Source organism: Spongiactinospora rosea, assembly GCF_003315795.1.
GTDB lineage: Bacteria > Actinomycetota > Actinomycetes > Streptosporangiales > Streptosporangiaceae > Spongiactinospora > Spongiactinospora rosea.
The window spans coordinates 233,455-247,004 of record NZ_QMEY01000004.1 but is presented as its reverse complement, the minus strand read 5'-3'; the positions used below and the strand labels follow the sequence as shown (position 1 = coordinate 247,004).

Sequence of the window (13,550 nt, the reverse complement as noted above, 5' to 3'; positions counted from 1 at the left end):
GTGCTCCGGGGGCGGGGTTTCAAGGGCCGCCGTCTTCGGGGCCGCCCGGGCCGCCGGGGGCCGGTGGGGCGGGCCGGCCTGGGAACGGCGGGGCGGCGGTCGCGGCGCCCGCGCGGCTCAGTCCGAGGGTCCTGCTGATCGACCCGGTGCGGATGCTGCCGTCGTTGTTCGTGCCGCTCGTCGGCGTGCTGTTCGTGGGCGGGTTCTCCCCGGCGTCGTTCGGGTGGGCCGCGTTCGGAGTGGTGGGCACCGTCGTCTACTCGGTGGTGCGGTGGGCGACGTTCACGTACCAGATCGTCGGTGACCGCCTGGAGCTGACCCGTGCGCTGGTCAGCCGTTCGGTGCGGACGATCCCGCTGGAGCGGGTCCGCGGCGTGGACATCAGCACCCCGCCGCTGCACCGGCTGCTCGGTCTTTCGGTCCTGCGGATCGACACCGGCGCCAGAGGCGGCGGCGAGAAGCAGGAGGGAGAGCTGAACGGCGTGACGGCCGCCGAGGCCGAACGCCTCAAGGGCGTACTTTTGCGCCGTGCCAGGGCGGCCAGGGGCCAGGTCCCCGAGGCGGTCCAGGAGGAGGCCCCGGCGACGCCGGCCGTACCCGGCGAGGCCGCGCCCTCCACGCCGGAGCAGATCCACACGGCCGTGCCGCGAAAGTGGCTCCTGTACGGCCCGCTGTCCGGCGCGTACCTGCTCACCCCGTTCGCGCTGGCCGCCGGTGCGGTGGGCCTGGCCTTCCAGTGGGGCGAGGAGTTCGGGTTCGGCCGCCGGGCCGCCTGGGACCTCGGAAAGTGGCTGTGGACGCATCCCTGGCTCCTGGTCGTGGCGGCGCTCCTGCTCGTGCTGGCCATGCCGTTCGTGGGCGCGGTCATGTACGCGGTCTTCAACTGGGACTTCACGCTGCGATCCCGGGACGGCTACCTGGTCGCCGAGCGCGGGTTGATCAACCGGCGCAGCGTTTCACTCGAACGACGCCGGGTCAGGGGATACGAGATCGTCGACGCGCCGGCCGAGCGCGCCGCCCGCGTGGCGCGGGTATGGGCGATCGTGACCGGGCTGGGCGACTCGCAGACCCGGGGCCAGCTCCTCCCGGTCGTGCCGCGCCAGGCCGCGCTGACCGTCACGGCCGAGGCGGTCGGCGAGTTCGTCGCGCCGCTGCGCTCGCACCCGGCCGCCGCCCTGCGCCGCAGGATGTTCCGCGCGGTCGCTCCGTGGCTGTTCCTGGCGGCTGTGGGGGCCGTGACGGCCCTCGTGACGGGGGACTGGGAGTGGTGGGCGCCGACGGGCGTCGTGTTGCTGCCGGCCGTACTGGGCGTACCGCTGGGGCTCGACCGGTACCGCTCGCTCGGGCACGCCTACGACGGCACGCGCCTGTCCGTACGCTCCGGGTCCCTGCGCCGCCGCCAGGCGGTGGTCGAACGCCGGGCGGTCGTCGGCTGGACCCTGCGCCAGACGTGGTTCCAGCGCCAGGCGGGCGTGCTCACGGCGATCGCCGGCGTGGGAGCGGGCTCAGGCGGGTACGCGGCCCTCGACGTCGCGGAAGCGGAAGGCCCGGCCTTCGCCGCCGAGGTCACCCCCGACTGGCTGGCCCCCTTCACGACCAAACCCGGCCCTCCTGCTTGATCAGCGAGCCCTGGCCGTCGCGCGCGGGCGGAGTATGGCAGTGGCTGGCCGCGCACCCGCTCGACGGTACGCGCCTCCATCGGCCTCGGTACGGCTACCGAGTACGTCGATCGACCGGCGGCCCTGCCTGCTCGACAGTACGGCGGGCGCGGTGAACGCCGCCATCGGCCGGGGGGGGTGAAGTCGGTCGGGCCGTCATGGCGATGTTGGCGCGACCGCGTGGATGTTCAGGTGGGGCGTGGGTGGGCGGTGGGGTAATGTGGATCTTCGGGCAGAGGCGTGGCGTCCAGCCGGGGGCTGGTGGTCAGTCCTGCTTGCGGGCGCCGAACATGATCTCGTCCCAGGAGGGGACGGACGCGCGTCGTCCCCTTGAGCTCTTTCGGGCGGGGCGCGCGGGAGCGGGCTTGGGCGTCGGTGGCGTGGGCGGTGGAGGCGGCGGGGCCGTCTCGGCGGCCTTCTCCACCGGCTTGGGCTCCGGTTGCGGCTCCGGCTCCGGCTCGGGTGCGGGCCCTGGGCGTGGCTCCGGCTTCGGTTCGGCGGCCTTCGCCGCCTTGTCCTGCTGCGGCTCGGGCTCGGGCGGCGCTTCGGCGGCGGCCTCCTGTACGGCGGGCGCGGACTCATCGCTCGCCGACGCCTTCTCGGGCTCATCCGCAGCCGCGACGACCGTCGTCTCGGCCCGCTCGGCCAAAGCCGGGACGGGGACGGGCTCGGGGCTCGCCGGTGGCTCGGCCACAGCCGGGCTCGTCGAGGTCTCCGGCTCGGCGATCACCGGAGCGGGGTCGGGGGCCGCCGGCGACTCGGGCGGTACGGAGATCACAGCCGGTTCCTGCTCGGCCACGACCGGGACGGGGGCGGCTGGAGCCGGGATCGGCGTGACCTCCGGCTCGGCGGGCGGTGACGGCTCGGCCGGGATCAGCGTCGCTTCGGGCTCGGCGACGGCCGAATCGCCCGCCGCCGGTTGATCGTCGGCCACGGGCGCGGCGGGAGGCATCGCGGGGTGCTCGGCGGGCTCGGCGGGGATGGCCCTGGCGGGCGGTTCCTCGATACGGGGCCGGTGGACGGCCTCTGGCAGGGCCGGCGCCGCCGGAGGCACGGGTATGGGAGGAGCGGGCGGAATCTCCCTTTCCTCTTCATAGAGGCGGCCGGTCGCCTGGCGGTGCGGCTCAGGCCGCGGCGTGAGGAAGCCCGGTTCCGCGCGCGGCAGCGCGGGCGGGGCGGTACGTGGCAGCGCCGGAGGGGCCGGGCGCGGCGCGGGGTCCGGTGGCGGGGGCGGCTCGTGGCGTACCACGGACGGGAAGCTCTTCGGCGGCGACGGCTCGGGCGCGAGCGGCGGCACCGGCTGGAGCTTGGCCACCCGCGGCACGAACGGCGTCACCGTGGAGTCGGGCACCGGGTCGGCGGCCTCGCCGCCGGGCTCGACGTAGTCGGCCGACGACAGCCGCAGGGCCTCGTCGTCGTGCGGGGAGATGTGCCGGCGGCGCGGGTCGAACAGCCACTCGGCGTGCCGGGTGTGACCGTTCCAGACGAAGCCGAGCTTGACCCGCCACAGGCCGTCGTCGCGCTTGGCCGAATCCCAGTCGATCTCGTCGGCGGGCACGCCGCGCCGGGTCAGCCGCTCGGCGACCAGTTCGCCGAGGGTGGGGCCGGGAGAGGACTCGCCGGGCAGCCGCACCGCCACGCGCTGCGCCTGCTGGGCCATGTACTCGCGCTCCTGCAGGACGGGACCTTCGAACCAGCGGACCCGCTCGACCGGAATCCCCGCGGTGGCGGCGATCTCCTCGGCGGTCTCCCCCGCGCGGATTCGGGCCTGGATCTCCTTAGGGCGCAACGGACTCTCCACTTCGATCTCGTACTGGCCGAGACGGGAGAAGTTTCCGCGGACCGCCGCGCGGAGCCGGTCATCTACGGGAAGCGTGAACCGCGTACCTCGGCCGGCCGTCGCCAGCACGAGGTAAGTGCCGTCCTCGCTCACCGCGACGAGCCGGAGCTCCTGCATGCGAGTCCCTTCGTCGTCGAGCTCAATCTTCCCCCGGACCCTTGAGTCTCTCGCGTGTGCCGGTTGCCTTCCAGCACCGTACCCGGCATGTCCGAACATCGCCTTGCTGGAGGGGGCTCGATCCGATGTGACGCCCGTCACATTCGCCGTTTCCATCGGCTTACATCCCACCCGTGGCCGGGGGGAGGCCGGATGTCCCTGACGGATTCTTCCCGATGGCGCGGCGACGTGCGGCGGACTTGACGGAAGAAGCCGGGGGAGGGCTTACGCAAGGGGGCGTGAAACGGGGCGGCGAGGGCACGGCGGGCGGCCGGAGCGCGGCGGCGGGACGGCCGGCCGGGTCCTGGACGGCGCGGCGGAGGAGTACCATCTGCGGGATCTCCATCGGATCAGAGGCTGAGCGGCGGGAAGGCGGTCCTGAATGTGCCCCGCCCGCGAGTGGCGGTGGCGACGGGACACGCGGACGCGCCCTTCCCGGGGGAAGCTCTTTACCGAATCCAGGCGCGGGTCACCCGAGCACCACGCCGAGGTAGTCGTTGGAGAAGCGGCGGCCCGCGTCACGCCGTGCTCGGCGCCTCCGACACGCGCAGCAGTCCGGAGCCCCCGATGCCGATCACGACGGCGAGCAGCGCGGCCCCCAGCGAGAACCCGTAGGCGCTGGACGCGCCGAACATGTCGGTCATCCGGCCGCCCGCCCACGCCCCGAGCGCCACACCGAACCCGACCGACGTGGACAGCCACGCCATGCCCTCGGTGAGCAGGTGCGGCGGCACCAGGCGTTCGATCATGCTGTACCCGGTGATGATCGTCGGCGAGATGGCCATCCCGGCCACGAACAGCGCCGCGCCGAGCAGCGGCAGGTTGCCGATCAGCACGATCGGGGTCAGGGCGACGGCGAAGAAGACCAGCGCCCGCACGAACCGGCCGCGCAGGGACAGCTTCCAGGACCGCGCGCCGTACCAGAGCCCCGAGACCATGCTCCCGCCCGCGAACGACGCCAGCAGCGCCCCCGACAGCGCCTTGGCGTGGTGCTCCTCGGCGAAGGCCACGGTGATGAGGTCCACCGAGCCGAACACCGCGCCCATCGCGAGCAGAACGCAGCACAGCAGGACCACGCCGGGGATCGTGATCGGGCTGCCCGAGCGCCCGGCGACCTTGCCCGCCGGAGGTTCGGTGCCGCGCTGGAGGGCGAAGAAGAGCGTGCCGATCACGGTGGAGACCAGCGCCACGATCAGCCCGGCGTACAGGTTGACCCCGGTGGCCAGGGCGGAGACCACGGCCGGTCCGGCGACGAAGATGACCTCGTCGGCCACCGACTCGAAGGAGAAGGCGGTGTGCAGCTTGGGCGTACGGCCGAGCAGGTGCGTCCAGCGGGCCCTGACCATGGATCCGAGCGAGACGGCCGCCGCGCCCACCACCACTCCGGTGGCGTACAGGGTCCACTGCGGGGCGCCGAGCCCGGCGCACAGCATCAGCCCGACCAGGGCGGCGCCGTGCACGAGCACCAGCGGGATCAGCACCCGGCCCTGGCCGAACCGGTCGGCGAGGCGGCCGGACAGCGGCGCGGCGATGGCGAACGCGATCGACACGGTCGCCGACACGGCCCCGGCCGTGGTGTACGAATCGGTCAGGCCGGATATGAGCAGGACGATTCCGATGCCGAGCATCGACATGGGCATTCGTCCGAAGAATCCGCTGATGACGAAGCCCTTGACCCCGGGCATGTCGAACAGCCCACGGTACGCCCCCACCACTTCGACTCCCTCCGCACGCGCTCGGCGTGGAATTCGGCGCTTCTTCACCCGACCGCGCGCGCTCGGCACCTGAAACCGTGCCGGGCCGCGGTGGCCGCGGGGCCGGACCCGGCGGCGAGGGGGAGACTCATGCCCCTCTGGACGATGACGCACCATTGAGACTTGAATCAAGTGGATTTTCGCATTTGACGGTGACCGCGCGGACGGTGGGATAACGTGAATCCGATGTCCCCCGCCGCCCGGTCCTCCTACCTGCCCGTCGTCCTGGCCGGGCTGACCGCGACGATCGTGGTCACGGCCGTCGTGGCGGGATATCTGCTGTTCCGCCCGGAGCGGTCCGTGGGCTCGGTACGCGCCGACGGAGTCGTGGCGGGCGGCGGCAAGGCCCTCACCGCCCTGGACCGCATGGTCCCGACCACGGCCCCGCACGCGGCTCCCGCGCCCACCGCCTCCGCCCCCGCGCCGCGGATGACCGGCGGCCCAGGGGTCACGCCCACCCCGCCGGTGGTCTTCGCCGTGGCACAGGCGTCGGTGCCGCGCGCCACGCTGCACAAGATCTCCGCGCTGAAGCACGTCCAGAAGATCGCCGCGGTGGACGCGGGGACGATCCGGGTCTCCGGCACCGCGATCAGCCTGCTGGCGGTGAACCCCGCCGAGTTCCGCGCCTGGACGCCCAAGGCCGTCGCCGGCGAGCCGGGCGTCTGGGACGCCATCGCCAGGGGCGAGGTCGTGGCCGATGCGCGGGCGGTTCGGCGGCTCGGCATGGTCCAGGGCACCGACTACCAGGTGGACAACGGGCCGCGGCTCCGGCTGGGGGTATCCGCCGAGCTCGGCCTGCCGGGCGTGGACGGGCTGGTCAGCGTGCGGGTGGGACGCGGGCTCGGCCTGCTGCCCGGCGTGGCGGTGCTGGTCCACGGCGCGGACGAGCACGCGGAGGCGCTGACCTCGAAGGTCCGTACGGCGCTGGGCGAGGGCTCCCAGGTGGCCGCGGTGGGCGAGGCCGCGAAGCGGGTCATCAAAGCCGCCGAGGCGGCCGAGACGGCCAAGGACGACGCGGCGCCCCCCAAGGCCCCGCAGCGGGTGGTGGTGGGAAGGCCGGGCAGCTACCTGGAGCTGTACCAGGTCTCCGCGAAGGTATGCCCGGGCCTCTCCTGGACCGTGCTCGCCGCCATCGGCCAGGTGGAAAGCTCCCACGGGCGCAACAACGGCCCGTCCTCGGCGGGGGCGCTGGGTCCGATGCAGTTCATGCCGGCCACCTGGAAGGCGTACGGCGTGGACGGCGACGGTGACGGCAAGGCCGACATCTGGAGCCCCTACGACGCCGTACCCTCGGCCGCCAACTACCTCTGCGCGAACGGCGCGAACCGGGGCGGCAAGAAGCTGGAGAAGGCCGTCTGGTTCTACAACCATTCGTGGAGCTACGTGCGCAAGGTGCTCGGCGTCGCCGAGGGCTACGCCCGGCAGTACGGCTGACCTCGCCTTACCCTTCGCCTTCGCTTGCGCGTCAGCCGGCGGCGACCCGCTCCGCGGTCTGCGGCCGCTGCGGCCTCGGGCAGCAGGTGCCCGCGCACATCAACGGCTCCGGCTCGGCCATCAGCTCGCCCACCATGCTCACGAACCGCGGGTGCGTGCCCGCCGTGGCCGCCCGGGTGAGGTGCATGCCCAGCTCCCGCGCCCGGTCCGCCGCCTCGACGTCGAGGTCGTAGATCACTTCCATGTGGTCGGAGACGAACCCGATCGGCACCAGCACGACGGCCTCCACGCCGTCCTCGTGCAGGTCCGTCAGGTGGTCGCAGACGTCGGGCTCCAGCCACGGCACCTGCGGCGGCCCGCTGCGGCTCTGCCACACCAGGTCCCAGTCCTGCCCGGACCGGCCCACGGCCTCGGCCACGAGCCGCGCGGTGGCCCGCAACTGGGCCTCGTACGCGCCGCCGGAAGGCCCCGCGCTGCGCGCCATCGTCACCGGGACGCTGTGCGCGGTGAACACGAGCCTGGCCGTCGCCCGCCGGTCGGCGGGCAGCTCCGCGAGCGCCCGCTCGGTGTGGTCGGCCATCGCCGCGATGAACCCGGGGTGGTCGAAGTAGTGCCGCAGCTTCACGATCTCCGGCGCGCCCTCCACCTGGCCCACCGCCCCGGCGATGTCGTCCAGGTACTGGCGGCAGCTCGAAAAGCCCGCGTTGGCCGCCGTGACGAAAGCCGCGGCCTTGCGCACCCCGTCGGCGGCCATCCGCCCGACCGTGTCGGTGAGGAAGGGGTGCCAGTTGCGGTTGCCCCAGTAGACCGGTACGCCGAGCGTGGGCTTGAGCGCCGCCACCAGCTCCCGGCACTGGTCGTTGATCGGGCTCACCCCGCCGAACCGCTGGTAGTGCGCCTCCACCTCCAGCAGTCGCTCCCTGGGCACACCCCGCCCTCTGACGACGTTCTCCAGGAACGGCATCACGTCGTCCGGCTTCTCCGGCCCGCCGAACGACACGACCACCAGCGCATCGTAATTCGCCATGTCCCCATCCAACCCGATCGCCCGGCCGGTCCCGAACGCGCGGTGCCGCGAATGACACCGCCCGGTAGATTCAGGACGTGACGGACTTCAGGGATGTGTTCAAGGACATTCGCGATTATGTACGGGTGCCGCGCGTCGTCGGCCTGCGGCTGTCGCCGGACGGCACGAGGCTCGTCGCGGTCGTGCAGGCGCTGAATCCCGACGGCAAGTCCTACGGGGCCGCGCTGTGGGACATCCCGGTGGCGCCCGGTGGCACGCCCCGGAGGCTGACCAGGTCCGCCAAGGGCGAGGCGGCGGCGGAGTTCACCGCGGCCGGCGACGTGCTGTTCGTGTCCGCGCGGCCGGACCCGACGGTCAAGGCCGACGGCGACGAGGTGCCCGCGCTGTGGCTGCTGCCCGCCGAGGGCGGCGAGGCCCGCCGCGTCGCGGCCAGGGCCGGGGCCATCAAGGCGGTGCGGTCCGGCGGCGGGGCCGTCGTGTTCGCCGCCGACGTGCTGCCCGGCACCGAGGCGGGCGACGCCGAGCGGCGCAAGGCCCGCAAGGAGGCCGGCGTCAGCGCCATCCTGCACGACGCCCACCCGGCGCGGTACTGGGACCACGACCTCGGCCCGGGCGAGACGCGGCTGTTCGCCTCCACCGTCGTGGGCGACCGGCTGGAGGAGATCAGGGACCTGACCCCCGAGCCGGGCCGCGCGCTGGACGAACTGAGCTTCGCCGTGACCCCCGACGGTTCCACCGTGGTGACCACCTGGACGACGCCGCGGCCGGGCGGGGAGAGCCGGATCGACCTGGTCGCCGTCCCGGTCGGCGGCGGCGAGCGGCGGGTCCTGGCCTCGGTGGAGGGCTACGACTTCATGGGCCCGATCGAGGTCTCCCCGGACGGGCGGTACGTCGCCTGCGCGCGGGAGACCCACGCCCGCCACGGGGCCGACCCCCGGCTGCCCGACACCGTTCTCTGGGTGCTGGACCTCGCGACCGGGGAGGGCCGCGCGCTCGGCGAGGGCCTGTGGCCCGCCGCCATCGCCTGGACCCCCGACTCGCGCGCGCTCCACGTGATCGCCGACCGCGCCGGCCGCAGGCCCGTCTTCCGGGTGCCCCTGGACGGCGCCGACCCGGTACGGCTGACCGGCGACTCCTCCTACCTGGAGCTTTCCCCCACCCCCGACGGGACCACGCTGTACGCGCTGCGCAGCGGGATCGACGAGGCCCCCTCCCCGGTCCGCCTCACCCTGGGTGAGGACACCGCGCGCGAGGAAGAACTGCCCTCACCCGCGCCGCGGCTCGCCGCCCCCGGCACGCTCACCGAGGTGACCGCCACCGCCGACGACGGGGCCGAGATCCGCGGCTGGCTGGCGCTGCCCGAGGGGGCGTCGGCCGACAACCCGGCGCCGTTCCTGCTGTGGGTCCACGGCGGCCCGCTGGCGAGCTGGAACGACTGGTCCTGGCGGTGGAACCCGTGGATCATGGCCCAGCACGGCTACGCCGTACTGCTGCCCGACCCCGCCCTGTCCACCGGGTACGGCGCGGAGATGATCCGCCGCGGCTGGCGCGACTGGGGGCCGCGGACCTTCGCCGACCTGATGGCCATCACCGACGCCGCCCTGGCCAGGCCCGACCTCGACGAGACGCGGACCGCCGCGATGGGCGGCTCCTTCGGCGGCTACATGGCCAACTGGATCGCCGGGCACACCGGCAGGTTCAAGGCGATCGTGACGCACGCGTCGGTGTGGCACATGGGCCAGTTCTCCGGCACGACCGACGCCCCCTACTACTGGCGGCGGGAGTTCGGGCCGCCGGACGGCGAGGCGCTGCGCAGGCAGTCACCGCACCTGTCGCTGGAGAACTTCACCACGCCCATGCTGGTCGTCCACGGCGACCGCGACTACCGCGTGCCGATCGGCGAGGGCCTGCACCTGTGGTGGGACCTGCAGCGGTCCTCCGTGGTCTCCAAGTTCCTGTACTTCCCCGACGAGGGCCACTGGGTGCTCAAGCCGGGCAACATCGTGGCCTGGTACGAGACGGTCCTGGCGTTCCTCGCCCAGCACGTGCTGGGCGAGGAGTGGAAGGCCCCCGCGTCGCTGACGGGGGAGGGGGCATGACCGCGCCCGCCGACTTCGCCCGGCTCGCCACGGAGATCGCCCGCGAGGCCGGCGAGATGCTGCTCGCCAAGCGGCCCGCCCGGCCCGAGGTGGTGCAGACCAAGTCCAGCCCGACCGACGTGGTCACCGCCCTGGACCGGGCCGCGGAGGAGCTGATCCGGGCCCGCGTCCACCAGGCCCGTCCGGATGACGCGATCCTCGGCGAGGAGGGCGGGGCCACCGGCGAGGGCGCGGTGCGCTGGATCGTCGACCCGATCGACGGCACGGTCAACTTCGTGTACGGCCTGCCGGACTGGGCGGTGAGCATCGCCGTCGAGGTGGACGGCGAGATCGTGGCGGGCGTGGTCAACGTCGTGCCGCGCGCCGAGGTGTTCACCGCCTCGCTCGGCGGCGGGGCCTGGCTGGGCGGCGAGCGGCTGCGCTGCAACACCGGGGTGCCGCTGTCCGGGGCGCTGGTCGCCACCGGGTTCGGGTACCAGGTGGGCCGCCGCACCGTGCAGGCCGAGGTGCTGGCCGCGCTGATGCCGCGGATCCGCGACGTACGCCGGGCGGGCTCGGCCGCCGCCGACCTGTGCGCGGTCGCGGCCGGGCGGGTGGACGCCTACTACGAGCGCGGCCCGCAGTACTGGGACTACGCCGCGGGCGGCCTGGTGGCGACCGAGGCCGGGGCCCGGCTCGGCGGGATGCACGGCAGGCCGGTCAGCCCGGACATGACCCTGTGCGCCGCGCCGGGGCTCTTCGAGGAGCTGCACGACGCCCTGGCCGGGCTCGATCCGGAACGCGACGAGTAGCGAGCGGCCCGAGGGTGAGCGAAGGGGCCGGCCCGGTGCGGACCGGCCCCTTCGTGGCAGGGCCCAGGCTGAGGTTCGGGCTCGGGTTCAGCGCGTGAGCGTGACGCCGTTGTCCACGGCGATCCTGCGGAGGTCTTCGATCTCGGCGGTGAGGCTGTCGGCGAGGTAGTGGTCGCCTTCCGACCTGGCCTCCTGGAGACCTCGGTAGGCCTGGTCGAGCCTGTGTTCGATGGTGGTGGTGAACTCGCCCATGTCTCACCTTCTTCCTCGGGGGCGGAGAGGGCCACGCCACCCAGCGGTGAGACCTCACCACGGGGTGTGGGACACGCTCTACCCACTGGCATATGTTCCTCAAACCACCATTCGCACAACTTGCCGGTGTGCTTCCTGTCACCGCCTCTCCTAGGGTGGTAGCGGGCTTACCCTGCGCTTACCGTCGCTGTGCTGACATTGGGACACCGTCCCGGCGCCTTGTGGGGGGCGCGCGGGCGGATTCTTCGGGAGGTGCCTAAGACCGATGCGGGTGCTTGTGGTCGAGGACGAGCGGGTGCTCGCCGACGCGATCGCCACCGGGCTGCGCCGCGAGGCGATGGCGGTCGATGTCGCCTACGACGGCGGCGGCGCGCTCGAACGCACCGGTTACATCGACTACGACGTGATCGTGCTGGACCGTGACCTGCCCGTGGTGCACGGCGACGAGGTGTGCAGGCGGCTGGTGGCCGGCCGTACCGCCTCGCGCATCCTCATGCTGACCGCCTCCGGCGACGTGGACGACAAGGTCGAGGGGCTCGGCCTGGGGGCCGACGACTACCTGGCCAAGCCGTTCGTGTTCGTGGAGCTGGTGGCGCGGGTGCGCGCCCTGGGCCGCCGGTCGGCGCCCGCGCTGCCGCCCGTGCTGGAGCGCGCGGGCGTACGGCTGGACCCGGGCAAGCGCCTGGTCACCCGCGACGGCCGGGAGGTCGCGCTGACCAAGAAGGAGTTCGCGGTCCTTGAGGAGCTGATGCGCGCCGAGGGCGCGGTGGTCAGCCAGGAAGACCTGCTGGACAAGGCGTGGGACGAGAACATCGACCCGTTCACCAACGTGGTGCGGGTCACCATGATGACGCTGCGCAAGAAGCTGGGCGAGCCCCAGGTGATCGAGACCGTGCCGGGAGTCGGGTACCGATTGTGAGTGACGCACCGGACCGGCCCGCGGGGGAGTCCGCGGGCCCCGGGTCGGCCAGGCCGGAGTTCGCCGCGCCGCCGGGCCCCGCCGGGGCGAACGGCGCGGCCGGGCACGCGGAGCCGACCCATCCGATGATCAGCCCGCACTCCGGCGGGCGCGGCGGCCCGCCGCCGCCACCGACCGGCCCGCCCGTCTGGGACGGCCCGCCGCCGCTGGCCGCCCAGCCGCTCAGCCGCGGGCTGCGCGAGACGGTCAGGGAGCTGCCCGCCCGGCTGGGCATCCGCTGGCGGCTGACCCTCACCTACGGCGCGCTGTTCTTCGCCGCGGGCGCGATGCTGCTGTTCGTCATGTACACGATCGTCGGTGTGTCGATCGAGTCGGCCTGGCCCATGGCGCCGTTCGATCTCAACGAGATGCCCGCCGACGTGAGGGACCGGGTCGTCGAATGGTGGGCCCAGCACCGCGACGGCGCGGTCGTCGCGGCCCGCGCGCACATGCTGAACCGCTCGCTGCTGGCGCTGCTCGGCGTGGGCATCTTCGCGCTGATCCTCGGCTACTTCGTGGCCGACCGGGCGCTGCGGCCGGTGGCCCAGATGACCGCGACCGCGCGCAAGCTGTCGGAGAGCACGCTGGCCCATCAGCGGATCGACCTCAAGGGCGCCGACGACGAGCTGAAGGAGCTGGCCGACACCTTCGACGCGATGCTCACCCGGCTGAACGAGGCGTTCCACACCCAGCGCAGGTTCGTCGGCAACGCCTCCCACGAGCTGCGCACGCCGCTGACCATCAACCGGACCGTGCTGGAGATCGCGCTGGCCGATCCGGACGCCTCAGAAGACCTCAAGGCCCTCGGCCGCACGCTGCTGGAGGTCAACGCGCGCAACGAACGGCTCATCGAGGGCCTGCTGCTGCTCGCGCGCAGCGAGCGGGAGCTGAGCGTGCGCAGGCCGGTGGACGTGAAGGACGTCACTGAGACGGCGCTGGAACAGCTCACGCCGATCGCCCGCGAGGCGGGCGTGTCGATCACCACCGAGCTGTCCTCCGCGCCCACGACGGGCGATCCGGTGCTGCTGGAACGCTGCGTGGCCAACCTCGTCGAGAACGCGATCAAATACAACATCAACGAGTCCGGAAAAATCTGGGTACGCACGGGAATGGCGGACGAGGCCCTCGTTGTTCAGGTGGCGAACACGGGGCCGCACGTTCCCGCGTACGAGGTGTCGAGCCTGTTCGAGCCGTTCCGGCGGCTCAACGCCGACCGGGTCGACTCCGCCAAGGGTTCGGGCCTGGGGCTGTCGATCGTGCGCGCGATCGTCGCGGCGCACGGCGGCAACGTGACCGCGGTCCCCCGGGACGGGGGAGGGCTGTTGGTCACCGTGCGGCTGCAGGGGTCCGGCGGGTCGCCCAAGCGGGGCTGACCGGCCCCGAGGGGAGGGCTGACATACGGGGTGGGACGAGCGGGCGGTGCACCTGAGGGCGTATCCGGCGCTTCATCCGGCGGGGGGCGTCTCGTTCGCGCCGTACATGTGGTTGGATGTGCCGTCGAACACGGTGCTGCATGGCGTCAATGCTGTGGTTTCCGCCATATTTGGCTAACTGCTCCCATTGGCGGCGGCTCACACGCGT

The 13,550-nt window shown here is 73.2% G+C and carries 10 protein-coding genes; 6 read left to right on the top strand and 4 right to left on the bottom strand.

Translation table 11 applies throughout. The annotated features are described in order from the left end of the window. The first annotated feature begins 152 nt into the window (after positions 1-152). Positions 153-1,619: a PH domain-containing protein gene (locus DP939_RS13055; RefSeq protein WP_113980929.1), complete on the top strand. Its 1,467-nt coding sequence runs from the start codon at positions 153-155 to the stop codon at positions 1,617-1,619. 304 nt (positions 1,620-1,923) lie between these two features. On the opposite strand, the gene sepH is transcribed toward DP939_RS13055, so the two are convergent. Together sepH and DP939_RS13045 are read right to left on the bottom strand one after the other, a co-directional pair. Beyond that, positions 1,924-3,615 (bottom strand): septation protein SepH, encoded by a 1,692-nt coding sequence (gene sepH / locus DP939_RS13050; protein ID WP_113980928.1) that lies wholly within the window; start codon positions 3,613-3,615, stop codon positions 1,924-1,926. 557 nt (positions 3,616-4,172) lie between these two features. Continuing rightward, entirely contained in the window at positions 4,173-5,366 is a 1,194-nt protein-coding gene (locus tag DP939_RS13045; RefSeq protein ID WP_225878219.1) for an MFS transporter, read from the bottom strand. A gap of 228 nt (positions 5,367-5,594) precedes the next feature. On the opposite strand from DP939_RS13045, the gene DP939_RS13040 reads away from it, so the two are divergent. Continuing rightward, complete coding sequence (locus DP939_RS13040) at positions 5,595-6,842, top strand: lytic transglycosylase domain-containing protein (protein ID WP_113980926.1); 1,248 nt, start codon at positions 5,595-5,597, stop codon at positions 6,840-6,842. Positions 6,843-6,873: 31 nt separating this feature from the next. Here DP939_RS13040 and DP939_RS13035 read toward each other — a convergent pair whose 3' ends face one another. After that, positions 6,874-7,869 (bottom strand): ferrochelatase, encoded by a 996-nt coding sequence (locus DP939_RS13035; protein ID WP_113980925.1) that lies wholly within the window; start codon positions 7,867-7,869, stop codon positions 6,874-6,876. Between the two features lie 77 nt (positions 7,870-7,946). On the opposite strand from DP939_RS13035, the gene DP939_RS13030 reads away from it, so the two are divergent. Both DP939_RS13030 and DP939_RS13025 read left to right on the top strand, forming a co-directional pair. Continuing rightward, positions 7,947-9,968 carry a S9 family peptidase gene (locus DP939_RS13030; RefSeq protein WP_225878218.1) on the top strand — a complete coding sequence of 674 codons (2,022 nt, stop codon included), beginning with the start codon at positions 7,947-7,949 and terminating at the stop codon, positions 9,966-9,968. Then, on the top strand, positions 9,965-10,759 hold the full coding sequence (locus tag DP939_RS13025; RefSeq protein WP_113980924.1) for an inositol monophosphatase family protein: 795 nt from the start codon (positions 9,965-9,967) through the stop codon (positions 10,757-10,759). The genes DP939_RS13030 and DP939_RS13025 overlap by 4 nt, the downstream gene beginning before the upstream one ends. Before the next feature lie 87 nt (positions 10,760-10,846). Here DP939_RS13025 and DP939_RS46945 read toward each other — a convergent pair whose 3' ends face one another. Next, positions 10,847-11,011, bottom strand: coding sequence for a hypothetical protein (locus tag DP939_RS46945; RefSeq protein WP_199565131.1), 165 nt, complete (start codon positions 11,009-11,011; stop codon positions 10,847-10,849). Positions 11,012-11,276: 265 nt separating this feature from the next. Here DP939_RS46945 and DP939_RS13020 point away from each other — a divergent pair, with 265 nt between their 5' ends. Both DP939_RS13020 and DP939_RS13015 read left to right on the top strand, forming a co-directional pair. Further along, the gene (locus DP939_RS13020; RefSeq protein WP_113980923.1) at positions 11,277-11,930 is read left to right on the top strand and encodes a response regulator transcription factor; all 654 of its coding nucleotides are present in this window, start codon (positions 11,277-11,279) and stop codon (positions 11,928-11,930) included. Between the two features lie 125 nt (positions 11,931-12,055). Continuing rightward, entirely contained in the window at positions 12,056-13,342 is a 1,287-nt protein-coding gene (locus DP939_RS13015) for a sensor histidine kinase (protein WP_113981152.1), read from the top strand. Positions 13,343-13,550: the final 208 nt, after the last annotated feature.